This window comes from Polyangiaceae bacterium (assembly GCA_015075635.1).
In the GTDB taxonomy this organism is placed as follows: Bacteria; Myxococcota_A; Polyangia; order Polyangiales; family Polyangiaceae; genus JADJKB01.
The window spans coordinates 1,959,335-1,984,276 of record JABTUA010000001.1 but is presented as its reverse complement, the minus strand read 5'-3'; the positions used below and the strand labels follow the sequence as shown (position 1 = coordinate 1,984,276).

General features: G+C 69.0%; 19 protein-coding genes. 11 read left to right on the top strand and 8 right to left on the bottom strand.

What is annotated here, in order from left to right:
• Positions 1-9 precede the first annotated feature (9 nt).
• Positions 10-2,871 carry a protein kinase gene (locus HS104_08900; protein ID MBE7480088.1) on the top strand — a complete coding sequence of 954 codons (2,862 nt, stop codon included), beginning with the start codon at positions 10-12 and terminating at the stop codon, positions 2,869-2,871.
• A gap of 20 nt (positions 2,872-2,891) precedes the next feature.
• The gene (locus HS104_08895; GenBank protein MBE7480087.1) at positions 2,892-4,838 is read left to right on the top strand and encodes a hypothetical protein; all 1,947 of its coding nucleotides are present in this window, start codon (positions 2,892-2,894) and stop codon (positions 4,836-4,838) included.
• Between the two features lie 9 nt (positions 4,839-4,847).
• Here HS104_08895 and HS104_08890 read toward each other — a convergent pair whose 3' ends face one another.
• The 7 genes from HS104_08890 to HS104_08860 form a co-directional block, all read right to left on the bottom strand.
• Positions 4,848-8,192 (bottom strand): fused MFS/spermidine synthase, encoded by a 3,345-nt coding sequence (locus tag HS104_08890; protein ID MBE7480086.1) that lies wholly within the window; start codon positions 8,190-8,192, stop codon positions 4,848-4,850.
• A 4-nt stretch (positions 8,193-8,196) separates the two neighbouring features.
• On the bottom strand, positions 8,197-9,072 hold the full coding sequence (locus tag HS104_08885; GenBank protein ID MBE7480085.1) for a hypothetical protein: 876 nt from the start codon (positions 9,070-9,072) through the stop codon (positions 8,197-8,199).
• Positions 9,073-9,118: 46 nt separating this feature from the next.
• On the bottom strand, positions 9,119-9,610 hold the full coding sequence (locus tag HS104_08880) for a hypothetical protein (protein ID MBE7480084.1): 492 nt from the start codon (positions 9,608-9,610) through the stop codon (positions 9,119-9,121).
• Positions 9,611-9,722: 112 nt separating this feature from the next.
• Positions 9,723-10,316, bottom strand: a complete 594-nt coding sequence (locus HS104_08875) for a type II secretion system protein (protein MBE7480083.1) — start codon at positions 10,314-10,316, stop codon at positions 9,723-9,725.
• A gap of 118 nt (positions 10,317-10,434) precedes the next feature.
• A complete protein-coding gene (locus HS104_08870) occupies positions 10,435-10,968 on the bottom strand; it encodes a type II secretion system protein (GenBank protein ID MBE7480082.1) in 534 nt (177 codons plus the stop codon).
• A gap of 180 nt (positions 10,969-11,148) precedes the next feature.
• Positions 11,149-11,727, bottom strand: coding sequence for a prepilin-type N-terminal cleavage/methylation domain-containing protein (locus tag HS104_08865; GenBank protein ID MBE7480081.1), 579 nt, complete (start codon positions 11,725-11,727; stop codon positions 11,149-11,151).
• Positions 11,728-11,804: 77 nt separating this feature from the next.
• Positions 11,805-13,235 carry a sigma-54-dependent Fis family transcriptional regulator gene (locus tag HS104_08860; GenBank protein ID MBE7480080.1) on the bottom strand — a complete coding sequence of 477 codons (1,431 nt, stop codon included), beginning with the start codon at positions 13,233-13,235 and terminating at the stop codon, positions 11,805-11,807.
• Positions 13,236-13,337: 102 nt separating this feature from the next.
• Here HS104_08860 and HS104_08855 point away from each other — a divergent pair, with 102 nt between their 5' ends.
• Together HS104_08855 and HS104_08850 are read left to right on the top strand one after the other, a co-directional pair.
• Positions 13,338-14,945, top strand: a complete 1,608-nt coding sequence (locus HS104_08855) for a hypothetical protein (GenBank protein MBE7480079.1) — start codon at positions 13,338-13,340, stop codon at positions 14,943-14,945.
• Between the two features lie 51 nt (positions 14,946-14,996).
• Positions 14,997-17,258: a hypothetical protein gene (locus HS104_08850; protein MBE7480078.1), complete on the top strand. Its 2,262-nt coding sequence runs from the start codon at positions 14,997-14,999 to the stop codon at positions 17,256-17,258.
• A gap of 19 nt (positions 17,259-17,277) precedes the next feature.
• Here the strand turns inward: HS104_08850 and HS104_08845 are convergent, their stop codons facing one another.
• Complete coding sequence (locus HS104_08845; protein ID MBE7480077.1) at positions 17,278-18,123, bottom strand: rhomboid family intramembrane serine protease; 846 nt, start codon at positions 18,121-18,123, stop codon at positions 17,278-17,280.
• A gap of 220 nt (positions 18,124-18,343) precedes the next feature.
• On the opposite strand from HS104_08845, the gene HS104_08840 reads away from it, so the two are divergent.
• The 7 genes from HS104_08840 to dnaK are packed head-to-tail and all read left to right on the top strand — an operon-like array spanning position 18,344 to position 24,932.
• The gene (locus HS104_08840; protein ID MBE7480076.1) at positions 18,344-18,964 is read left to right on the top strand and encodes an RNA polymerase sigma factor; all 621 of its coding nucleotides are present in this window, start codon (positions 18,344-18,346) and stop codon (positions 18,962-18,964) included.
• Complete coding sequence (locus HS104_08835) at positions 18,961-19,578, top strand: hypothetical protein (protein MBE7480075.1); 618 nt, start codon at positions 18,961-18,963, stop codon at positions 19,576-19,578. The genes HS104_08840 and HS104_08835 overlap by 4 nt, the downstream gene beginning before the upstream one ends.
• Positions 19,578-20,159: a hypothetical protein gene (locus HS104_08830; GenBank protein ID MBE7480074.1), complete on the top strand. Its 582-nt coding sequence runs from the start codon at positions 19,578-19,580 to the stop codon at positions 20,157-20,159. The genes HS104_08835 and HS104_08830 overlap by 1 nt, the downstream gene beginning before the upstream one ends.
• A complete protein-coding gene (locus HS104_08825) occupies positions 20,156-20,599 on the top strand; it encodes a hypothetical protein (protein ID MBE7480073.1) in 444 nt (147 codons plus the stop codon). Before HS104_08830 ends, HS104_08825 begins: the two co-directional genes overlap by 4 nt.
• Entirely contained in the window at positions 20,596-21,555 is a 960-nt protein-coding gene (locus HS104_08820; GenBank protein ID MBE7480072.1) for a lysophospholipid acyltransferase family protein, read from the top strand. The genes HS104_08825 and HS104_08820 overlap by 4 nt, the downstream gene beginning before the upstream one ends.
• A 33-nt stretch (positions 21,556-21,588) precedes the next feature.
• Positions 21,589-23,073, top strand: coding sequence for a DnaJ domain-containing protein (locus HS104_08815; protein ID MBE7480071.1), 1,485 nt, complete (start codon positions 21,589-21,591; stop codon positions 23,071-23,073).
• A 32-nt stretch (positions 23,074-23,105) separates the two neighbouring features.
• A complete protein-coding gene (dnaK, locus tag HS104_08810) occupies positions 23,106-24,932 on the top strand; it encodes a molecular chaperone DnaK (GenBank protein ID MBE7480070.1) in 1,827 nt (608 codons plus the stop codon).
• Positions 24,933-24,942: the final 10 nt, after the last annotated feature.

Below are 24,942 nucleotides of genomic sequence, written 5' to 3'. Positions count from 1 at the left end.
GGAGATCCGTTGCCCCCGACGCAGCTCTACGGCCCCTTCGAGCTCATCCAGCGCATCAGCGTCGGCGGAATGGCAGAGGTCTTCCTGGCGCGCCACACGCGCACCCGCGACGTCGTCGCGCTCAAGCGCATCCTGCCCAACGTCTCCGAAGACGAGGAGTTCATCGAGCTCTTCCACGACGAAGCGCGCATCGCCACGCACCTCGACCACCCGAACATCGCCCGCACCATCGACGCGGGCCAGGTGGACGGCAGCCACTACATGGCGCTCGAGTACGTCAACGGCCAACCGCTGCGCACCTTGATGGATCGCGCGGCGTCGAACCGCTACACGCTGCCCCCCGAGCTCGCCATCCACATCCTCACCGAGGTCTGCACGGGGCTCGCCTACGCGCACGACCGGCGGGACGGCCAGGGCCGCCCGCTCAACATCGTGCACCGCGACGTGAGCCCGCAGAACATCCTGGTCTCCTACGACGGCCGGGTGAAGCTCATCGATTTCGGCATCGCCAAGGCGGCCGGCAAGATCACGCGCACCCAGGCCGGCATGATCAAGGGCAAGGTCGGCTACATGTCGCCCGAGCAGGTGACCGGCAAGGACGTGGACCGCCGCGCCGACATCTTCGCCCTGGGCATCTGCCTGTGGGAGGCGCTGGCGGGCCGCAAGCTCTACGACGGGGCGAACGAAATCGTCGTGATGAACAAGATCCGCACGGATTCGGTGCCGGCGCCGACCTCCGTGAACCCGCGCCTGCCCCGCGGCGTGGACGCAATCGTACTCAAGGCGCTCGCCAAGGACCCAAACCAGCGGTACGCTACCGCGTCGGAATTAGAAGCGGATTTGCGTGCGCTCTCTCGAACGCTCTCAGCGCCGGGAGACGCAGCGCGGCTGGCCCAACTGATGAGCCAGATGTTCCCTACGGAGGCAGCCCGGGCCGCCTCCGGTCCGCAGGAGATCAACGGGATGAGCGAAAAAGGCGGTTCTGATCTGGACGTTTTCGACGGCCTGGCGAAGAAGTCGGGCCGGCCGGGCCCGCCCTCGCAGGCCCCCCGCTCGCTCCCGGCGCCCACACCGCCCCCCGGGCAGAAGAAGACACTGCTCGGCCTGCCGGCGCCGACCCCTCCGCCGCCCCAGTCCGGCAGGAACCTACCGCCGCCCCCCAGCCTGCGCAGCGGTCCTGCGCCGCTGCCCCCGCCGAGCCGCGCTGGCTCCGGGCTGCCGCCCCCCGCGGTGCCCCCGCCGGTCTCGAAGCCCCCCATGCCCGGGCCACTGCCGCCCAAGCCGCCGCCGGCCGCGGCCGCGCCGGTGGACATGGACTGGGACGACGAGGACGAGAAGACGGCGGTCTTCGACAAAGAGCCCAACGAGGCCCCGTCGCAGGCGCTGCTCCGCCCGGCGCCCCCCACTCCCGCCGCCGGTGGCGGCGCGCCTTCGGCTCGGGTCGGGAGCGCTGCGGCGCTGATGGGCAGCTCCGGCGGCGCCGCAGCCTCCGCTCCGCCGAGCTTCCCCGGCGCCGGCGGCCCCTCGACCGTGCGCGGCATGGGCCCGGGCGGAATGCCCGGTCCCGGCGGAATGCCCGGCCCCGGCGGAATGCCCGGGCCAGGTGGAATGCCGCCGATCCCGGCCTCCATCCCGGGCCCCGGCATGATGCCGCAAGTGCCGGGGCAGATGCCCGGGCAGATGCCGGGCGCGCCCCCGCAGATGTCGCCGCACATGCCGCCGGTCGTCCCGGCTGCCTACCCCGCACCCGCCCCATCTTCCGGCGGCGCGGGTCGCATGATCCTCTTGGCGGTCGCGGGCCTGCTGGTGGTCGGCCTGGTCGCGGCGATGGTGGTGTTCTTCATCCCGCGGAACGGCACCCTGGTGGTCACCGTCGCCGGCCCCGGAAACAAGAGCGTGGACGCGGTGCAGGTCTTCGTGGACGGCAACAAGCGCTGCGACACCTCGCCCTGTCGTGTGACCGAGCTCAGCACCGGCACGCACATGGTCAAGGTCACCGCGGCAGGCTACCAGCCCACCGCCGAGCAAGGCGTGAAGGTCGCGACCGGTGAGGACGCGGTGCTCAACGTCACGCTCTCGCGGGCCAGCGAGGGCACCGGCGTCAAGGTCAGCGCCGACACCATCGGCTCCGTGAAGCTCTACGTGGACGGCAAGGAGATCGGTCCCCTGCCCCAGGAGCTTCGCGACATGACCCCTGGCGAGCACGTGATCAAGATCGCCGGCGACCGCTACGAGGCGTGGGAGAAGCGCATCGCGGTCGAGGAGGGTCAGGTCCAGAGCATCGAGCCCAAGCTGAAGGTCGTGAAGGGCCTGGCCACCATCAAGGCCGGCACCGGCGCCGAGAACGCACGGGTGCTCCTGGTCAGCGGCAACGAGCGGCGCCCGATCCCGAAGCTGCCCATCAAGATCGACATCACCACGGACAAGCCGTGGAGCATCGTCGCCACCAAGGCGGGCTTCGAGGACTTCAGGAAAGACATCAGCTTCCAGGATGGAAAGGCCGAAGAGACCTTCACCATCGACCTGTTCGAGAAGGGCAAGGCGCCCAAGCCCGAGGGCCCCGCCGCCACCGGCGGTCAGACCCCCGTGGGCGGCGGCACCGAGAAGCCCGAGGTCGGCAAGCCCCCTGTCGGCGGAGGCGTCACGCCCCCCGTCGCGGCCGCAGGCACCGGCACCCTGAACATCAACAGCATCCCGGTCTCGAACGTGATCCTCGACGGCAGGCCGATGGGCTCGACGCCCAAGGTCGGCCTCAGCGTACCGGCGGGCAACCACACGGTGGTGTTCGTCCACGCCGAGCACGGCCGCAAGTCGCGGGTGGTGAACGTGCCCGCGGGTGGGTCGGCTACGGCGGCGGTGAGATTTCCCTGAGAGACCCGGGGCCGCCGGCCGTGGCACCAACCGGCGGTGGACTGGAGCCGCTTCCCGCCCGCTGGGTCTGGTTCCTCACTGTTGCGGCCTCCATCGCGGTGGTGGGCGCTGTTCTGGTTGCGCCATACCTCCCGAGCCAGGACGGGCCGCAACACCTGTACCTGGCCCACCTCTCCATCCACTACTCGGACCCGGGCTCCATCTACGCGGAGACGTATCGGCCAACGCAGGCCGTGACCGCTCAGGGGTTCAACTTCCTCTACTCGCCACTGGCCGAGCTTTTGCCCTGGCGAAGAGCACTGCAGGTCACGCTGGGCATCATCCTGCTCGGGTGGTCATGGGCCTTCGTGGCGCTCACTCGCGCCCTCCGTCCGGAGCGATTCGTACTCGGGTTGCTCGGCTTTGCCACAGCGTTTCAGTGGGCGCTGTACATGGGGTTCTTCTCGTTCCTCATCTCCACGTCCGTGTCGCTCGCCATCATCGCGCTGGCTTTGCGGTTCAGCACATGGGACTTGCGCCACCGTGTCCTGCTCGGAGTGCTGGTGACGTTGCAGGGCGTGTTTCACCTCTTCGGGGCACAAGTCACGCTGTTGTTTCTGGGTGTCCTCACGCTGGTGAGACACGAGCGAGGGAGGTGGCTCCGCGAAGTCGGAACCCTCGCGCTCATCAGCTTGCCGATCGCGTGGCTCGTAGCGCGGACTGCCGGAGCGTTCTCGGCGAGCTCGAACCTGCCGAGCGCTGGACCTGACGCTCCGCTTCCCGTCGCTGAACGGCTGTTGCTGATCCGAGGAGTATTCGTCGGTGGGCCCGCGTGGCGCGGATGGCCAGTCTTCGTCCTCGCGCTCGTTGCGCTCGCGTCTTGGTCTTACCGCTGGCGGCGGGGACGCGGCTCGCGCGACGAGCTCGCCTTGGGCGTAACTTCCGCCTTGCTGCTGAGCGCCGGGGTGCTGGCACCTCTCCACCTGGCTACATGGCAGTTCTTCTCCCCTCGCTTCCTTCCGCTCGGCGTGATGCTCGCCCTGCCGCTCTTGTCGGTGGAGGCGCTCACCCGACGGTTCGCGCGACTCGCGTCAGTCGGCGCGATCGTGCTCTTCTCTGGGGCCTCGCTCGCATGGTCCGGATGGTTCAACCGCGCCGCCTACGAGCAATGCCGCAACAGCCTGGCGGGACTCGAGCAGCCCATTCGACGCCAGGGGTACCGCCTCCCCGTAGTACTGCAGGCTGCGTGCGAAAGAGACGTCCACCCAACGATTGCCGAGGCCTATCCCTTCGTCGAGCCCGTGACCAACATCGGCGCACTCTATGCGGTCGAGCAGGGCGGCGTCGTTCCGTACACGTTCACTGCCCGCGCAGACCTCCACCCTTTCGTGCTCACCGACCAAGCGAAGGCCAGTCTTCCCCCTGTTTCGCCACGTTCGCAGTTCTGGTGGGTCTACGAGAACCGACTCACGCGGCTCGACGAGCGCGCTCGCTTTCCGTTGACGACGACGCTGGCTTCCCAGGGCTCTCGCTTCGAGGATGTCCTGTTCCACGGACTGGAGGAAGACCGGCAGGTCTTCCTCCAGCGCGGCTTTCGCACGGTGTGGGACTCGGGGAAGATGGCGATTCTCCAGTTCGAGGGCTGCACTTTGGACCTGACAGTCGAGAGTGCCGCGGAGCCGAAGCACCCGACGCTCCTCGAGTACAGCTGGTTCCCTTCCGACAGTGTCTTCTCTGCGCCGCCCATCCTCGCGAAGGCATTTGCGGGAACCGGAACGGCCACCGCCAGCCTCCGGGGCGTCCCTTGCGGCGTCGTGCGCTTGCGGGTGTTCGTGGACGAGGACGAGTCCGCCGACTTCTCGGCGGCCGACACGACTTGCGAACGGAGCGAGCAGGACGGGGCGGTATTGTTCGACGTCTCACGCGAGAGCCCCCACTTCCGGTGCCGTTTGCCCCCGAAGCCAGTGGATCGGCCCGGCCTGCGCTGATCGGTGGTTCTACTCTGCGGCGTCGGTTGCTGGCGCGGAGCCAGACTTCGCCGAGGCGTCCGCGTCGCTGTGGCCGGCGCCATCCGGGGGCGAACCACGCTCGAGGGGGAAAGCAGCGTCTGCGTGCGGCGGCGTGACCAGGCCGGCATCCAGCCCGTCTTCTGGCTCGAAGCTCGGCAGCAGCGGCGGTGGCAGCGTCAGCCCTACCTCGACGTTTCCGGACGAGCTCGCTACCCACTCGGCCAATTCGGCGCGCGCGCGTCCGGCCGCCGGATGCCCGGCCTTCTCCAGACACTCCGCCCGCGCCGCCAAGAAGCGGAGCTGCCACCAGGGCAGCGCCAGGTTCTGCCCCAGGGACTGCACGCAGAGCGCGGAGTCCCCCGACTGAAAGGCCAAACGCTGCGCCACATTGATGCGCCGTTCTTCTTCGTTGTAGACCGCCAGCGGGCCCGCGAGCAGGCCACGTGCGGCTTTCGCCGCCAGCGCGGGCTCTCCCCGGACGACGAAGAGCAACAGATCGATGGCTTGCCGGTTAGCGTCGCACAGGGGGAGCGCTGTCTTCCGCAATTCGCCGATCGCCAACAGCAGCTCATCGAGGGACTCGACTCGTTTCCCCTGCCCCGCCAAGTAGCGCGCGCGGACGATGTGTTCCTCGGCCGTGTAGCCCTCCTGGCCGAGCTCACCCGCCAGCACGAGCGCACGGTCGTCCTTCTGTTGCGCCAAGATCTGGGCGAGCACGTACTTCTCGACGACGTCCCTCGGAGCAGCGTCCTTCTGCGAGAACCAGAGCCGCTGCGCGGACGCGATGTCACCGGAACATCCGGCCGCAAAGGCTTGGGCTCGTGCCCGTGCGTCTGGGTCGGGAAGCGGCAAATCTGGCCCGGTGCCCGAACCGATGACGAGCCACGCGCGCCCTCTGAGCTCGTCGACACGCCTCCAGTCGACACTGCCCCGAACTTCGGGCCGCGCGAGGCCCCGCGACTGGGTGAGCGAAGCCAGCTGCACCGGGAGCTCAGCGCCACCGATTCCGACTTGGCGCGCGAAAGCGTACTCGAGCACGTTGTCGTCGTCGCTGTTGACGGGTGGCGCACTCGCTTCGCCGATGGCCTTGACCAGCGCGTTCCCAGCGATCAAGCGGGATAAGACCCCCTCCGCGTCACTGATCAATCCTGCGCGGGGCAGAATCGTGCGGTAAGGCTCGACCTGCACGCGCCGGCGCAATTGCTCGGCGTCGTACACTCGCGGCTCCATGCCAGCGAGCAACAGGAGGTCGCCGCCCTGGGTCTGCCAGGCCTCGACGAACGGAAACACCGAGCGCAGCGTGGCGATCACGATGCGCACGGTCTGAACATCGACCTCGTAGCCCTGCACCCACTGCCCAAATAGTCCGTTGGGCTTCATGCGCCGCGCGGCCACCCGATAGAATTCGTGGGTGAACAGCGACGCCACCCCGGCCCGGTAGGGGTTGCTCGGCTCGCTCACGATGAGGTCGTACTTGCGCTCGTGCGTGAGCAGGAACTCGCGTCCGTCGCCCAGGAACATGTGAACGTTGGGGCGTTCGAGCACGTTCTGGTTGGCCAAGGACGCGGCGCGTGCCACCTCGACGATGGCCGGTTCGAGCTCTGCAACATCGACCCGCTCCACGCCCGGCACTGCCGCGAGCCAGCCCGCGCTCATTCCCGTGCCGAGACCGAGCACGAAGGCGCTCTTGATGTCGTCGTGGAGCAACGCCGGGATGATGCCGAGCAGCGTCTGCGTGCCGCGGTCCCCGAACACCGCACCGTCAGCCTTGCCGCTCACCAAGAACGTGATGCCGCCGCCATACGTGACGCCCAGGCTGCTTTCGACCCCGTCGCGCTCCCAGAGCACGCGCAAGCGCATGCGGTGACTCCAGTCTCGGAGCTGGTTGCGATCCAAGCCTGCAAGCGTCACGCGCCCGGCACCGATGGGCGTATGGCGACTGACCGCGGTGGGACCCTCCGCGGTGAGCATCCACAGAGTCAGTACGGCGAAGGCGACGGCGAGCCGCGCGCGTCGGAGCCCCTGTTTCGCGGACGCCTTGAGCTCGAATCCGATCAGAACGAGGGCGAGCACCAGCAGAATTGCGCCCACGAGCTTCCAGATCCCGACCGCTCCGAGGCGAGGCAGGAGCACGAAGCCCACCGTCAGCGCGCCGGCGATGGACCCGGCAGTGTTGAAGGCGTAGGTGAGCCCAACCTGCCGCGCCACTTTGGAACGACCGCTGCCGAGCAGGGCGAACAGCACCGGGAACTGATAGCCCGCAACGACGGCCGCGGGCAGGACTACGACGCTGGTGATGGCGAGCCACGTCACGACCAGCGGGACAAATCCGAGACTCGCCATCGGACGGGTGTACGCCGCGAGATACGCGACACTGTCGCCCAAGGCGAGCGGGGTGAGCACACACACGGCTTCGAGGGCGACAGTGAGCGCGAGCAGCGACAGCGTCGCCGGCCGGTTCGCCGTCCTGCGTGTGTAGATGAAGCTACCGACACCAATGCCCGCCAGCGCCACCGCCAGAACCAGGCCGAAGGTGAAGCTCGAGCCGCCCAGGATCGGACCGAGCATCCGGTACCAGACGATCTCGAGGCTCAGGAACGCAAAGCCGACCACCGCCGCCGCGACGTACACGAGGCGCGATGAAATCCGGCTCGGCGCCGATGCACTGGCCTCGTGCGGGGCCTCGCTCGCTCCGCCGGTCACGGGGACCGGAGCCAGACTGCTGCCGAGCTGCCGCGCGAGCACGGCAACCAGAAGGTTCACGAGCGCGGCGATCCACAACGACAAGCGCGTCCCGAATACTTCGAAGAGCACGAAGGTGCCCAGCAAGGCGCCGGCCACCGCACCGATCGTGTTGGCGGCGTACAGAGTCGCTAGCTGCCCGCGCGAGAGGTCGTCGTCGCGCTCCACAGCGCGCGCCGCCGCGGGCAGCGTGCCGCCCATCAGCACGACCGGCGGGCCGAGAACGATGGCGGCCAAGAGCAGGCGCAGAGCCGTCGCTCCCCCCGTGCCCAGGGTGCCACTGCCGCCGAGCCCCCAGTAGACGCGCGCGACCAGATCCACGAGGAACGGCGTCACCGCTGCCGACAGCGCTACGCCCACCTCGAGGCTGCCGTACAGCCTTAGCGGGCGATCCGCTGCTTCGGCGCGCTTGCCGAGCCAGGCCCCACCGAGCCCGAGCCCGCCGAGGAAGATCGCGAGCACCGCAGACGACGCCGCCGTGGACGCGCCGAACACGAGGCGCAGCATGCGTTCCCAAGCGGTCTGGTAGACGAGCGCCGCCAGACCCGACCCGAACAGGAAGGTGGCGACCCTTGGCGTCAAGGAGCTCATTGCCTCACCTTCGCTCGACTCGCTCTCCCCACGCCCTCCAGCTCGCGCTGCAGCCTGCGGCGCCTCCGGCGCAGCGAGCCGCGTCGATCGGGGGGCCGACGGTCAGGAGCGCATCCTTGCTCACGTAGGACAGGTCCTCGTGCCAGACGTTGGCGAAGCGTTCTACGCGCCAGTGGACCTCGTCACGCTCGCGCTCGCCAACCGTCCTGTTGAGATAGCCGGCGGCCAAGGCACGGACTTGCTCGTCGTCCACCACGGTGAGCACGCGCTCCAGGAATTGGATCGTCGCTTCGCGCTCCCCTGCCTTCGAAAGCAGCGTGGCCGCGGTGATGCAGTGGTAAGGCATGTTCTCGTTGTGGCCCACGAGCTCGCAGGCCCGGGCCAACCGCCGGGCCCCCTCCAGCTTCCACTCCTTCTTGAGCTCCTCGTCCTTGAAGGTGGACGGTGCCAGATAGGCCATGAACTGGCCGGCTTGCGTCCAGAGCTCACCGTCATGAGGGAGCTCCTGCATGCCTCGCTCCAGAATCTTGCGTGCCCGAGCATAGTCTTCGGGGTGCGGGGCGACCGTTCCGAGCGTGAGCAACGTGTCCGCGTAGCGGTAGGGCGCTCGGAATTTGGGATCGAGCTCGTTGATGGTCTCGAGGTAGTTGCCCACGAACTCGAAGCGGCGCCGCTCCTGGAGATGGATTCCATACGAAACGAGGACATTGGAAAAGATCAGGTCGGCGAGCGCGGAGCGCCAGCCGAGGCTCACCACGACCGTCTGCTCCGGGCTCGGCAACGCATAGACGTCACTCGTGGCCTTGATCTCGTGGAAGCGTGTTGTAAGCCGCGTCCTCGTGAATCCGATGACCAGCACCGCCAGGGCTATGGCCAGCACAGCCACCACCTCGGCGCCGCGTGACCTCGAGCGGGTGGACGGCCGCTCACTCGATTTCACGGTACATGTCCATGGCGGAAGTGCTGGGCTCGCCTCCGGCCCGAACTTCGCCCGAGATGGCGAACTCGCTGGTGCTGCCGTCGCCATCGAGGTCGCCCAAGGCCCGCGCCCGGAAGCGCGCGTGGTCGAGGTCGCCCCCGCTCTCGAACGCGAAGCTGAAGGAGTGCGGCACGGTGAACCCGAAGTCGAGCAAGCGCCAAGTCGGGTGATCCCAAGTGCCCGGGGGGTCGGTGACGCGAACGCCCGCCGGCACCTGTCCCGGTGTGAGCCCAACGCTTTCGGGGTAGGCGGACGCGACAGGCCGGCCGGCAGCGAGCGCCATGGCTCGGGTCGCGATTCGGTTCAGCCCCTCGACGGGCTCAACGAGCTTGGATGCGTGGAGGTTGCGCACGAAGGACGGCAAAGCCGTGGCCAACACCGAGCCCGCCACGGCCACCGCAACGGCTGCTTCCAGGGGAGTCAGGGAGCGCACTGCCATGGATTTGCCCCTTTCGAGCGCGGGACACAAGCGCGACCGCGCAGCGCAAATGCGACTACGCCCGCGGATCCTGTTGGGAGCCGCGGGCGTAGGCCATGGAACAAGCGAGAGCCTACTCCTCGGGATTGCTCTCGACGAAGTTCGGCGCGATCGTGAGCTCTAGCGCGCCGTTGCTGCCCGTCTGCACCTTGCCCGTCAGCGTGAACGTCGACAGGATGGTGTCACCGTTCAGGTCGCCGTTCGCCGTCGCGGTGAATTCCGCGCCGTTGCCGCCGCCCTGAGTACCGCCGTTCTGCTTGTAGTCGTACATGTAGTACTGCGGATCGGTCATCTGAAACTTCAGGCAGGCGAACCCGGTGTGAACGAGGGTGCCATCCGCCGCCCACTCCCCCGGATCCGACTGGTACTTCTGGCCCTTGATTGGGCCAGGGCCGGACGGAATGGTCGCCGAAGCCGACGCGCACAGCTTGTTGTTGATACCCGCGACGCTGCCCAGTGCCAGCACTTGTCCTGCCATACCTTCACGCGCATATGCGCTCGCCGCATCCTTGCCGATCTGGCCCAGCGAGTTGCGCGCCTCTGCGGTCTTGGCGTTGGCGATGTACTTGCGCACGCCGTAGATGGCGAGTGCGGCCAGCACGCCGACGATGGCGACCACGATCATGAGCTCGACGAGCGTGAAGCCTCTCTTCAGTTTCTTTTTCATGACTGCTCCTTCTTGTCCTGTCGGGTGGCAGGGTCTCGTCCTCGCGCCCGGCCACCCGCCGCGCGCGTTCGTTTTGGTCGTCACCGGCCACAGCACGGGCCGAGCGATGACGAGTTCGCTACTCGCCTTCGTTCTCCGCGTAGATCTCCGAGGTGAAGCTCGAGCCGACGAACTTGGAGTAGGTGCCGTTGGCGTTCAGATCTCCGACCGCCAACACCAAGAACCAAGGCTCTCCGCCCGTGCTTGCTGGCGGCCAGCCGGGCTGGCTGGTGCCGAGCCCGGGCGGAAGGGTGTTGGAGTCTCCTGACTTCGAGATGTAGCCAAACTGCACCGGGTTCGGAGTCGACACGCCGAGGAAAAGCCACTTCTGCCGGTCACCATGGGACTCGTTCACCCAGTGTCGCTTGGTGTCGCTAGGAACGTCCGGGTAATAGCTCGTCAGCGAGCTCGACACGTCGTAGTAGGCGTGAAACTCCTCGCGCCAGGCTTCTTGCTGGGTCTTGATCTGGCCAATCATGTAGATCGGCTCGGCAGACTTGGACGCGAACACATACTTCCTGACACCGTAGACAGCGAGGGTCGCGAGCGCCGAGACGATGGCCACGACCACCATCAGCTCGACCAGCGTGAAGCCCCGTTGCCTGCCGCGCATCGAGGGACGACGAATGCACCTCCCGTACCAAGCTCGCTTCGCAGGCGCTCCTCGACTCATTCGCGGGATTATGGCACTCGCCAGGTCGGGCGGGGCAAGCCAAGTGACAATTCTCGGCACCCGGCCCGGCGTCGGCTGACCAATCGCGGCAGGGGCCGAGGTGAGTCCTCCGCCCACATGCTACTCCCCTTCTTGTTCCTTGTAGATCTCGCCGTTCAGGCTGGCGGCGACATAATACGACTTCACGCCGTCGGCGTCGGTGTCGCCCATCGCCTGGATGACGAACCACGGTTGCGTCATGTCCGTGGCTTGTGGCCAGGTCGGCTTGTCCACCGTCTCCGGGTCCGGCATCGCCGTGCCCGGCGGCCCCGCCTTGGTCACGTAAGCAAACTGCACCGGGCCGGAAACTGTTGGATTCAGCAGCATCCACTTGGCGTAGTCGTTCCCGGAGACCTGCTTCCAGGCGTACAGCGTGCGGTTGGGCGTCGTGGTCGGATACCACGCGGCCATGTTGTCGGAGACGTCCATGTAGGCTCCGGTCTCCGAGCGCCAACGCTCCTGGGCCACGCGGATGCTCTGGAGCATGCCGATGGCCTCGACGCTCCGAGAATGGAAGACCCACTGCCGAAATAGCACGATCCCCACCGTCGCGAGGATGCCCACAAGCATCACCACTACCATCAGCTCGACCAGGGTGAAGGCCCTGCGTGCCGTGCGCCGGAACATGGATCGCGGACAGGGATGCACGGGCCGTTCCATGGGCGTGCGGCCATTCTAGCGCCGGCAGAGCAGGGATGCCCGCTTTTGGGCTCCGCAACGGATAGCGGCAGCGGAAGTTATTGCGGACCGGAGTCCCCGTCGGACGGCGGCTCGTCGTCCCCGCCCAGGCCGTGCTTCGATAACCGGTAACGCAGCGACCGGAACGTGACCCCGAGCAACTTGGCCGCGGCAGTGCGGTTGCCGCCGGTCCGGTCCAGCGCCGAGACCAGGAGCCGGCGCTCCACCTCGTTCAGGAGCTCGTCGAGGTTCGCGCCCTCCGGGGGCAGGGTCAGGAGCTGGGAGGTAGGGTTGCTCGCCGCACCCGCGACCTCCGCCGGCAAATCCCCGAGGCCGATGGAGCGCGCGCCCGCCAAGGCCACCGAGCGCTCGACCACGTTCTCGAGCTCGCGCACGTTCCCTGGGTAGGCGTAGCGTTCCAGGGCGCGGAGGGCGTCGGCGGTGAAGCCGCCGACGTCCTTGCCCATCTCGGCGGCGAAGCGCCGGAGGAAACGCTCGGCCATCAGCGGGATGTCCTCGCGCCGGTCGCGGAGCGGCGGCAAGACCACCCGGATGACGTTCAAGCGATAGTAGAGGTCTTGACGGAAACCCCCGCGGGCGACCTCGGCTTCGATGTCCCGGTTGGTCGCCGCGAGCACGCGCACGTCCACCGCCGTCTCCTGCGTCGCCCCGACCGCGCGCACGCTACGCTCCTGGAGCACGCGCAAGAGCTTGACCTGAAGCGACGCCGGCAACTCGCCCACCTCGTCGAGCAAGAGAGTGCCGCCGTCCGCCTCGCGGAACAGGCCGTTGTGCCGGGTCTGGGCGCCGGTGAAGGCCCCCTTCTCGTGACCGAACAGCTCGCTCTCCATCAGCGCCTCGGGCAGCGCGCCGCAGTTGACCACGAGGAACGGCCGGCTGCGGCGATCGGAGCGCTCGTGGATGGCCCGCGCCACTCGCTCCTTGCCGGTCCCGCTCTCGCCGGTGATGAGCACCGTGGTCTTCGTCGCCGCGATGCGATCGACCAGCTCCATCACGGCGCGCATCGCGGGGCTCCGGCCGAGCACGCCGCTGTCGGCGCGCTCCACCCGGGCTCGGAGGCGGGTGTTCTCGCGGGTGAGGTCGTGCTTCTCCAGCGCCTTTTGGACCAGCGCGGCGAGCTCCGAGGGCTGGAAGGGCTTGGTCACGAAGTCGTATGCGCCCCCGCGCATCGCGGTGATGGCGTTCTCGACCGTGGAGTGCGCGGTGATCAGGATCACCTCGCTCGACGGGTCCCGGCGCTTGGCTGCGGCGAGCACGTCGAAGCCCGAGCCGTCCGGCATGGAGAGGTCGGTGAGCACGACCGGGAAGGCCTGAGGGCTCGTGGCCAGGGCTTCGGCGGCGGCGCGGAAGCCCGCCACCGAGACCACCTCGTAGCCCTCGCGCTTGAGGGCGATCTGGAGCATCTGGCGGATCGACGGCTCGTCGTCCACCACGAGCAGCCGGTGCGGCTTGGGGATCAGGGACTCCATCCCACCTGGCTAGATACCACGCGGGAGGGGCGTCGCGTGCCCCGCCAGCGCCTTGCTTTGTCGCCCCGAAAGTCTACGCTAGACGCTCTCTTCCCTTCAGACATGGCTAGCCTGGTTCAGCTCTTCGGACGCGCCCGCTGGGCGCTGCCGGTCGCCCTCTCGCTCGCCTCGGGCGCGTGCGGTGGTGACGGCGACGAAGCGGGCAGCGGCGGGAGCGGCGGGAGCGCGGGCACGCCGAGCGGGCCGAGCTCGCTCGCCTTCGACCCGGCCGAGACGCTGACCCTGGTGCCCGGCGAGGTGCGGAGCGTGGCGGTGGTGACCAAGCCGCCCGGACACTACCTGGTGCGCTTCGCCCTGCTCGGCGACGCCAGCGACGCCGCGCTCGACCAGAGCGAGACCACCACGGACGGCTCGGGGCGAGCCGAGGTGGCCGTCACCGCGCCGAGCTCCGCCAGGACCTTCAGCATCCGCGCCAGCTCCGGCGACAAGCTGTCCACCAGCGTGGCGGTGAGCGTGAGCGCGAGCGGCTTCGCTTCGCTCCAGGTGGCGCCGGCCTACAGCGGCAAGCGCAGCGTGTCGCACTGGGTGGCCAGCGCCCGAACCGGGGTCAGCTGCGCGGAGCTTTCGGGCGAGCTCTTGACCGACGGTGACCTCAAGGGAAAGGCCCCGTTCGACAAGGTCCCGCAGGTGGACGACGTCCCGGTGGGACCGGCCATCGCGGTGACGCTGCGGGGAGCGGAGTCCATCGCCGGCTGCAAGGAGGTGGGCAATCTGAGCGCGGGAGAGATCCGCTCGCTGACCGTGCCGGTCTTCGATCTGCCGATGAAGCTCGAGGGCGTGGCGCTCGAGCTCGAGCTCGGGCTCGAAGGCGCCACGGGCAAGTGGCCGGAGCTGTTGCAGGTGAACGCCGCACTCGCCGCGCTCTCTCCCGCGTCGAACGACGCATCGGCGCTCTTGGACGCGATGCAGAGCCAGAGCGCCGACCCCGCCGCGTTTCAGGCTGCGCGCAAGACGGGGAGCTGGGACGCTCAGGTCCAGGGCGCAATCGGCGGGCCGAACGCCATCCGCAGCTTGGTCGACCCTTGGCTGAAGCAGGGCGCGGCCGCGTTCGCAGCACCAGACGCGCTCAGGGGCAGCTTGACCAGCGCCGCGGGCAGCCCGACCAAGGCCTGGCTCGAGCTCGCGAGCGCCGGTGGTGCGGACGCGACGCGCGCGGGCTTCCCGAGCAAGTACCTGACCTCGTGGCAAGCGCACCCCGACGACAGCGTGGCGCTGGGGGTGGAGCTCGCGCTCTTGCCGTCGCGACTGGTGACGGCGCTGGCGCTGGGTCCTGCCCGGGCCGAGGTCAGCGGCGCACCGAGCGTGCCCGACGCGCTGGCGGATCTGCTCGCCTGCAAAGACGTGGCACTGACCCTGGTGGCCGCGGGGTCGGGGCCCGGCGAGGCGTACGCCAAGTGCGATTCCGTGTGCGCCGAGAGCCTGTGTCGCGAAGGGCTGGTCGAGCTGTGGGCTCTGGCGGCGGATGCTTCGGCGGCTCCGACTGCGCCGGTCTCCACGCTGTCGGTGGCGGCGACGGCAACGGCAAGCGTCGACGACTTCGCTCGTCCGTTTGCCTTCTCGGGGACCTGGGTCGGGGCGTTCAGCACGGGCTCCACCTCGGCACCGGTGAGCGGCGCCGCGAACGCGAAGAAGCCCGGACCGCCGGAATGATCGACCCCTGATCGCTTCCCGCGCGCGAACTCCAAGTCTAGGAGTGGTCACATGCCTCTACCCAGGGCGGCGATCCCGGCGCTGGTGGCCCTCCTTGGGGTTCTTCTGGTCCGGTGGGTCGTGGCTCGCTGGGGAAGGACGCGACCCGAGCTCGGCTGGGGCATCGCGCGGCCCTGGAGGGAGACGGGGCTCGTAGTGTGCGGGGCGCTGCTGGCTTCAGCGCCCGTCTTGGCCATCGCTCCGCACCTGCTCTCGCCGAGCTCGCTGCTGCCGTCGGATGCAATCGGTCACGCGGGAGTGGCGCATGCCATCGCTCGGCACGGGCTGCCGCACGGATGGGTCGACGCCTACTACGGCGGGTTTCCCTTCGGCCTTCACTACCAGAGCGTGCCGCTGCTGCTCCTGGCCGGACTGATGCGACTGGGCATCGATCCTGTGGTCGCGGCCAATGCCCTCGGCTTGCTCGGGATTCTCGCTGTCCCGGTGGTCTACGCCGGAGGCGCCTCGCGGGCCGGAGCGTCCGCGGCGGCAGCACTCTCCGGGGCGCTGGTCTTGAGTTGGGTTGCGCCGAGCATGGCGTTCATCGGGGGGCCCGGTGTCTACACGGACCAGGGCCTGTTGTCGCAAGCCGTCGCGATGCCCGTGCTGCTCGGGGCAGCGGGGGCAGTGGTGCTCGAACCGTCCGGCGACCAGCCGCGGGTGCGCTGGGCGCTGCTCCTAGGAGCGCTCAGCATCGCCTGCCACGTCCAGGCGACAGCAGCGCTCATCACCGCCACACTCCCCGTCTGCCTTCTTCTGTGCGGGCCCGGCGTTCGCAGGCGCTGGCTGGAAGCTGCAGGCGGCGCGCTCGTCCTCGGCGTCGCGCTCTACGGTCCTGGACTCTCCAGGTTCCGAGTTCCATTCAGCTGGGTGGCGGTACCACCGTGGAAGATTGTCGGCTTCGGACCGCGCGTCTTCGCGGAGCGCTTGGCGGACGGGTTGTGGTTGGACGCGAATCGAGCTCCCGTGATGACGGTGGCTGCTGCGGCAGCCTGCTGCCTGTGCCTGCTCTTGCCGAGCCGTGTCGGCGTGGCGGCGCTCGCCTTCTTCGGCACAGTGTGCGGGCTCTCTGCGTTGGGGGAGCCCCTACCGAAAGTCGTCCCGCTCGCTCAGAAGCTCGTAGAGGTGTACTCGCCGGTGCGATTGATGGCGTTTCTCCCGCTGGCTGTGGCCATTGCAGTCACCGTGTCCAGCCACGAGCTCCTCGCGCACCTCCGCCAGGTCGGCGCGGACCTCGGCTGGAGCGCTTGCAGGTCGCGTCGCGCCGTGATGGGCGTGATCGCATTCGCGGTCGCGGGGCTCACGGGCGGTGCGCTGCCCGAACGCGTTGACTGGGCCAAGCAGCGCGCCCGGGTCGAACGGGACTGGTCCGGAAGTCAGCAGTGCGGTCCAGTCACACCAGTCGGGTATGATGCCAAACTGATCGCAAGCTGGATACGGGACCTTCGCGGAGCTCGACTGGCCGTCGACCAAGCCTCGTTTCCGACGAGCTGTCCCGGGCTGCGCGGCCTCGACGCACGCGCCCCGGTGCCGCTCGGCACACACGTGGGCGGTCCGGGCACCCAGGTCGGTATCCTGAGCGCGGCATTCGACGCGATTCGTCCGGATCGGGAGGGAAGCGCGCTCCGAGCCGAAGCGATGGGAGTGCGGTGGGTTCTCCTGGCGCGGCGCGAACCACTGCTGCTCGACGGATGGCGAATCCGTCGCCAGGCGGGGGACGTCGTACTGTTGGAACGAGTCAGCGGCGGCGACGAAGTGGGCATCGGATGCATCACCTCGGAGTGGAGCGGTCCAGACCGCGCGCTGCGCGACGCCCTCTGGACCGAATTGCGTCAGCCCAAGAGCTTCCTGGACACGCCGCTCGAGCTGACGCTGCTGCAAGAAGCTCCTGGCGCGTTCGCCAAAGCAACCCTATCAGTTGGCCCCTGCGTCGAGGACGCGGCAAGGGTCGAGCAAGTGCCACGCGAACCCGGCGCGTACCAAGCTCGCATCTCGTCACCGCAGCCCGTGGACGTAGTCGTTCGAGCCACCTATGTGCCGGAGTGGCGCATGACCGTCGATGGTCAGTCGGTCCCCCATCGCAAGGTGGCGCCGGGTTTCGTCGCCGTCCGCGTTCCTTCGGGTGCTCACGAGCTCGTGGCCGTGGTCAGTCTGCCACACGGCTACGTTTGGGGGATCCTCCTTGCCACCGTGGTACTGCTCGGAATCGCGTACGGCGACCTGCTGCGAGACCGGTGGCGACGGCGGGACGCTCGGGGCCGCCTGGAGGCTTGAGGCTCGTCGTTGGTGGACCTCAGTCCCTCCCCATCAAGAGCTCCTGCCTCCGCACCTCGCGCCACACGTCCGAGGTCTGGCAGAGCACGATGGAGGCCACGCTGGCCAGCACCAGCACGACGGCGATGACGCCGAACAGCTTGTTCCTGCCCCACGGCGAGCGCTCCTTGTAGAAGGCGTAGCCGAGCGGGAAGCCCGTGGCGAAACCGCCGATGTGCGCGGCGTTGTTGACCGACATCGCCACCGCGAAGATCACCGCGTAGATGACGACGCGCACCAGGAACTGCTTCCAGGCTGGATCCTTCGCCGCGTACAGGTAGCCGATCAGCGCGCCCGTCAGGCCGAAGAGGCCGCCGCTCGCGCCCGCGGTCAGCGCTGGCGCCCCGGAGAAGGCGTACCAGAGATCGCTGACCACGAAGCCGAGCACGCCGGTCAGGACGAAGATCAGCGTGAAGCGCCCCGAGCCGAGCCGCTGCTCGGTGGCGCGGCCGAAGTCCCAGAGCGCCATCATGTTGAAGCCCAGGTGCAGGGCGCCGAAGTGCACGAACATCGCCGACAGGTAGCGCCACGGCTCTTCGCGCCCGAGGGTGCCGAACACCGCGCCCCAACGCAGCGCCTCGGAGACGCGCACGCCGCCGAGCATCTGGAGCTTTTTGCTGGCCAGCGCGGTCATCACGAAGACCGCGACGCACAGGATCACGTACAGCTTGGTCAGCGGAAATTCGCGGCCCAGCGCCGTGGTCACGAGGCCCATCGCCGAGCGCGTCAGCGGCCCCGGCAGGCGCTGGCCGCAGCGGAAGCACGTCTTCTCGTCGATCGAGTTGAGGCCCCCGCAGTGGGGGCAGATGCTGGAGCCGGAGGCCAAGGCAGGCGGGAATCTTTCGGTCGGAGCCGGCGCTGGCAAGCCCTTTGTCGCCAAATCGCCTGCCGGGCCGGCACTGAACGGGCGGGCGTAAGCTCCGGGGCCCGCCGGCCGTTTCGGGGACATGAGCGCGCTTTGCCTGCCGGCCCCTCTGAGCCTGCCCGCCCCGGCGGGCGGCGCAGCTCTGGGCGGTTGGGCCCTGCTCTCGGGGCTGTTCGGCCCAATGCCCCCGTGTAGAGTCCCCGCCGTGTTGGATCGGGACCCGGCGGAGCTCGAGGAGGAGCGGGTGCTGGCGGTGCAGGCCCAAGCCGGCGACCGCGACGCGCTCGGGACGCTCCTGCGCCGCTACGGCCCGCGCCTTTACCGGAGCGTGCTCCTCCCCCGCCTGGGCAGCGCCGCTGCGGCCGAGGAGGCGCTGAGCGCGACCTACATGAAGGTGGTGGAGCGCTTCGATCAGTTCACCTGGCAGAGCGTCGGCGTGTACCCGTGGCTCCGGGTCGTGGCGCTCCGGGTGGCGCTCGACCAGCTGCGCGCGCGAAAGCGCGAGGTCCTGTTCGAGCCGGCCGACGTGGAGCGCGAGATCGACGCCGCCGGTCGCGAGTCGCGGGAGGCCGAGGTCATCGAGCAGCACGACCTGGCCCATGCCCGCAGCCGGGTCGTGGCGTTGCTCGGCCGGCTGAACCCGCGCTACGCCACCGCCATTCGGCTGCGGGTGCTCGAGGAGCGCTCGCGCGAGGAGGCGGCCAAGGAGCTCGAGGTCAGCGTGGCCACCTTCGACGTGGTACTGCACCGGGCGATGGCCGCGCTGAAGAAGGCGCTCGCGAGCGAGACGGGTGGGTCATGAAGAGCGATCCCCGAGACCTGCTCGACGACGCGCTCCCGCTCCTGCCCGAAGAGCAGGAAGAGGAGCTGGCGCGGGCGCTGCGCGCGGCCTGGGCGCCGAGCGCGCTCGACCCGGCGGTCAACGAGGCGCTGATCGCGCTGGCGCTCGAGGATCCCCTCGCCCCGCCCACCGAGGAGGAGATCGCCGAGAGCGCCCGGCTGCGCGACGCCCTCGAAGGCAAAGGACAACATCCGTCCGCCGAGCTGGCGCGGGCGCTGCGCGCGGCGGCTCATCCGGCGGAGCTCCGACAGCTGGACGCCGAACGCGTGGCGAGCCGTGTGCTCGGGCGGCGGGCGAGCCGCGCGAAGGTCCTGGTCATTGCTTTCGGCAGCGTCGCGACGGCGGCGGTGGCCCTCGCGGCGTCGTGGTTCTTGGTGATCGCCCCCGCGCTCCGCGACGGGCCCGGCGCGGAGCTGGCGGAGCAGGCCCAAGCGCTGGCCGTGTCCCGCTCCACCGCGGCCATGTTCCCCGAGAAGTTCGAGCCGGGCGCGACCACCGCGCGGGTGGACCGCATCGCGCTGGCCCGCTCGCGCGAGCTGCGCTCGAACCGCTACGCCCTGTGGGGGGTGCGCTGATGGCCCGCCGCCTCGCGTTGCTCCTGATGTTGGTGCTCGCCTCGGTCGCGTGCGCCGTCGGCTGCAGCAAGGGCCCGAGCCCGACCGAGGGCGCCGCCGGCGTGCCGGTGGATCCGGTGCTGCTCGCCTTCCTGTCGCGCGCTCGCAGCGCGCACCACATCGCCGATCAACACGAGGAGGCCGGCCGCCTCGAGCAGGCCGTCGATCCCTTGCAGCGACTGGTGGACGGCCCGCTGCCGGGCGGCAACGCGCAGGCGGCGCCGGCCGAGGTGCGCGAGGTGATGGCCGACACGCTGGCGCGGATGGCCGATCTGAAGAGCCAGCTCGGTCGCCACGACGCGGCGCTCGGGGACGTCGAGCGCGGCCTGGAGCTCGCCAAGGAGATCACCTACTTCCGAGGTCACCTGTTCGAGGTGCGGGGTCTGGTCGAAGAGCGCCTGGCCAAGAGCCTGGAAGCCAAGGGCGACGCGAGCGGCGCGGAGGAGGCCAAGAAGCGCGCGCTGGACGCCGCCGAGAAGTCGATGGCCATCCAGGCGGAGGTGATCGAGAAGGCCACCGCCAGCGCCGAGGCCGGCAAATGAGGCTTGGCCTCGTGCTGGCGTGCGCGCTGGGCGTCTCCGGCTGCGGCGCGTCCCAGAAGGCGGCGCCGCCCGCGTCGGCGCCGACCGGTGAGGCCCCGGAAACGCCGGAGTCCAGCGGCGGAGATCTGCTGCAAAAGGGCGAAGGCAGCGAGGAGCCCGAGCGGCCCGGCTTGGGCGGACAGCCGGGCTACGCCCAGCCGCCCCCGGCGGCCCTCGACGAGGCCGAGTCGCTGCTCGAGCGCGACTTCAAGGACGTCGCCCGCGCGCTCGGCAGCGCCAAGGACTGCGAGACCGCGAAGAAGGCCCTGGATTCGATGAAGCGCTCGGCGAGCCGCATCTGCGATCTGAACGGCCCCGACGACCCCGGCGGACGCTGCGCCAGGGCTCGGGACCGCGTGGACGCGGCCAGCGACAACGTGCGGCGCGGCTGCGGGACATGAGCCCGAGGCTCGACTCGCACAGTCTTGCCATGGCGCGCAGCGTGAGCCGCGATCTTCGCCTGGGCGGGCACTGGCGCTGGGGGCAGCGCCTCAAGAATGGAGCGATCCGGCTGTGTGTGATCGGTCTCCTCGGCCTCGCCGATCGCCTGCCGGAGCGCCTCCTCTACTCGGTGTGCCGCGCGGTCGGGCGTCTGGTCTACTGGACGGCGCCGTCGCTCGTGCGCAGGGCGCGGGAACGCGTGGGCCTGGCGCTGCCGGACGCCGAAGTGTCGCGCGTCGTGCGTGAGTGCTTCCTGAACGCGGGCACCACGCTGGCAACCAGCCTGCTTCTGCGCCGCCCGAACGTGAAGGCCAGCGCACTGGTGGCGATCGACGCTCCGGCGCGCGAGCTGCTCGCGGGAGCCGGCGGTGCCGTGGTCGTCAGCGCACACCTCGGCCCCTTCGAGTTAGTGGCGCCCGCGGTCGCCGAGCTCGGGCTGCCGACGGCGATCGTGGTGCGCGAGAGCTACGACCCCGCCCTCGACGCGCACGTGGACGCTCACCGTCGCGCGCGGGGCGTCACGGTGATCCACCGCGGTGACCCCGGGGCCGGGGCGCGCATCGTGCGCGCGCTCCGATCCGGACAGCTGGTCGGCGTGCTGCCCGACTTGCCCGCGCGAGTGGAGAGCGCCCGCGTGGACTTCCTGGGTACCCCGAGCGAGATGCCGATCGGCCCGGCGCGCATCGCCCTCGCGGCCGGCGTACCGCTGCTCGCGGCTTGTCTGGCCCCGCTCGGGGATGGGCGGCGATTCCGCCTGGAAGTGAGCCGTATCGACCCCGCCGGGCTCTCCGCGACGACGTTGACGCAGCGCGTTGCAAATGCGCTTTCCAGGGCGATTTTACTGGCGCCGGCGTGGTGGCTCTGGATGGCCGCGAAGGGGCCGGGCGATTTGGAGAAAAAGCGGTCAGCGCGCTAGGCTTCGACGGTATTTTGGCCGCCGGGAGATCGAGTGCCGCCGAGTGAAGAGGGTCAGCTGCCACGCCTGGTCGATGGCGTGGACATGCGGAAGCTGCCCATCGGCCCAGAGGAGGCGTTCGTGCTGACGCGCATCGACGGCCGCTCGAGCGAGGCGGACATCGCAGCGGCCACCGGCCTCGACGGCGGGCGGGTGCACCAGAGCTTGGTCCGCCTCGTGGAGCTCGGCGCGGTGCGCTACGACGGCGTCGTGGCGAGCTCCTCGCCACCCCCTCGGGAGCGCCCGACCGTGCCCCCCCAAGTGCGGCTCTCGCACCCGGTCATCGAGACGAAGGCGACCGAGCACCCCGACGCCGAGCATCCGGCTGCTGCGCTCTACGACCCCGCGGAGCTCGACGAGCCGGTGGACCTCGACCTTCCGCGCAGGCGCAAGATCCTCGACTACTTCTACCGGCTCGACACGGCCTCGCACTACGAGATGCTCGCGGTGCCCGAGACCGCCGACAAGAAGGACGTCAAGGAGGCGTACTTCAAGATCGTAGGCGTCTTCCACCCCGACAAGTACTACGGAAAGAACCTCGGCAGCTTCAAGACCAAGCTCGAGCGCGTGTTTCAGCGCTTGACCGAAGCCCAGGAAGTGCTGAGCCGCAAGCAGACCCGCGACGAGTACGACGCCTACCTCGCCTCGCAGCGCCGTACCAAGCGCCTCGAGCAGGCCTTCCGCGGCGAGAGCACCGAGCTCGAGGCGATTCGGCAGAAGATCGAGCAGGAAGCTCGGATCTCGGAGCGCCAGAGCCAGGCGCCACCGAGCGGGTCGTCACCGACCGTCACGGATCCCGAGGAGCGGCGCCGCGCGCTGGCCCGCAAGCTGCGAGGCTCCCTCGCGCCCCCGGCCCGCACCTCGGCGCCGCCGGAGCCTCAGGTCAGTCGGGCGGCGATTCAAGAGCACGTCGCCGACGAGCTGAAACGGCGCTACGAGGCGCGGCTCAGCCAGGCCCGCGACAACCAGGTCAAGAAGTACATCGAAGCCGCCGACGGTGCGCTCGCCACCCGCGACGTGGTCTCGGCGGCGAACGCCCTGCGCATCGCCGTCACGCTCTCGCCCGACGACGCCGAGCTGAAGGCTCGCTTCGAAGAAACCCAGACCAAGGCGTCCGCGCTGCTCGCAGACACGTACCTCGAGCAGGCCAAGTACGAGGAGACCAACAAGCACTGGCTCGAGGCCGCTGCGACCTACGAGAAGGTGGCGCGTGGCAAGCCGAGCGCGAACATCTGGGACAAGATCGCGATGTGCCTGTACGAGGGCGGCGGAGACATGAAGAAGGCCGGCGAGATGGCTCGCAAGGCGGTGGCCGCAGCGCCCAAGTCCGCCGAACCGCGGCTCACCCTGGCGAAGATCTACGTCAAAGCCGGGATGAAAGAGAGCGCGCTGGCCGAGTTCGAGCGCGTCAGCCAGATGACGCCCGGGGATGATAACATCAAGGACTGGATCAAACGCATCAAGCGCGGTGAGGTCTGACGTGAATCGCTCGAAGCTCCCGAAAGGCAACAATGGCTGAAAAGGTCATCGGTATCGACCTCGGCACGACCAACTCGTGCGTCGCCGTGATGGAGGGCGACGCACCCGTCGTGATCCCGAATCGCGGCGGCTACAAGACGACGCCCAGCATCGTCGCGGTCACGGAGGCAGGGAAGCGGCTGGTCGGCCACATCGCCAAGCGTCAGGCCATCACCAACGCCGAGAACACGGTGTACGCGGCCAAGCGACTGATCGGCCGGAAGTGGAACTCGCCACAGGTCAAGAACGCGCTGATGACCTCGAGCTACTCGATCGTGGAAGGGCCGCACGGCGACGTGCGCATCAAGCTCCGCGACAAGACCTACTCGGTGCCGGAGATCAGCTCGATGATCCTCCAGGAGATGCGCGTCATCGCCGAGGACTACCTCGGACACCCGGTCAGCAAGGCCGTGGTCACGGTGCCGGCGTATTTCAACGACAACCAACGCCAGGCCACCAAAGACGCCGGCGCCATCGCCGGGCTCGACGTGATCCGCATCATCAACGAGCCGACGGCTGCGTCCCTGGCCTACGGCTTCGGCAAGGACCTCGACCGCACGGTGGCCGTCTACGACCTCGGCGGCGGCACCTTCGACATCAGCATCCTGGAGATCGGCGCCCACGGCGTGTTCAAGGTCGTCAGCACCACCGGCGACACCTTCCTGGGCGGCGAGGACTTCGACGCCCGCGTCATCGATTGGCTGGTCGAGAGCTTCAAAGAGGAGCACGAGATCGACCTGCGCCAGGACCGCATGGCGCTGCAGCGCCTGCGCGACGCGGCCGAGAAGGCCAAGTGCGAACTCTCCAGCGTCAAGGAGACCGAGATCAACCTGCCGTTCATCATCTCGACCGGTCGCAACGAGGCGCTGCACCTGCAGCGCACGATGACCCGGCAGACGCTCGAGCAGCTCACCGAGGACCTGGTCGAGCGCACGGTGGACATCTGCAAGCAGGCCCTGGACGACGCCAAGCTGGGCGTGGACGAGGTCGAGGACGTGATCCTGGTGGGCGGCATGACGCGCATGCCTGCGATTCAGAAGTCGGTCGCCGACTTCTTCAACCGCGAGCCCAGCAAGAGCGTGCACCCGGACGAGGTCGTCGCGCTCGGCGCCGCCATTCAGGGCGCGGCGCTGGTCGAGGACAAGCACGAGATGATCCTGCTCGACGTCACGCCCCACGCCCTGGGCATCATGACGTTCGGCAGCTACTTCGAGGAGCTGATCCCGCAGAACACGACGGTGCCGACCAGCCGCACCAAGGTGTTCACCACCAGCCGGGACAACCAGACCGCGGTGAAGATCCTGGTGATGCAAGGGGAGAGCAAGAAGGCCGACGAGAACGAGTTGCTCGGGGAGTTCATCCTGACCGGGCTCCGGCGCGCTCCCAAGGGCCACGTCGAGATCGAGGTCACCTTCGAGATCAACACCGACGGCATCGTCAGCGTGCACGCCAAGGACCTCGAGACCGGCCAGGCTCAGTCCATCCAGGTGACCGCCACCAGCGGCCTCACCCAGGACGAGATCAAGAGCATGATGGAGAACGCCAAGGACTACATGGTCGAGCGGCGTCAGGACGAGGAGTTCGAGGGCATCAAGCAGCAGGCCGAGTCCTTGATCGCGGAGGTCGAGCGCCTCTTCCCCGACGTCGAGCGCGTGGTCGGCGGCGCGGACTTCGGGCGGGACGCGATGAGCAAGGCCAAGCGCATCGTGGACGCGACCCGCAGCGCCATCGAGCGCAGCGACACCGAGGCAGTGAAGGAGCAGATCGAGCAGCTGCAGCGCACCGAGCGCATGTTCAAGGGCGTGGTCGCCCGTTCCTGAGGACGGGAGC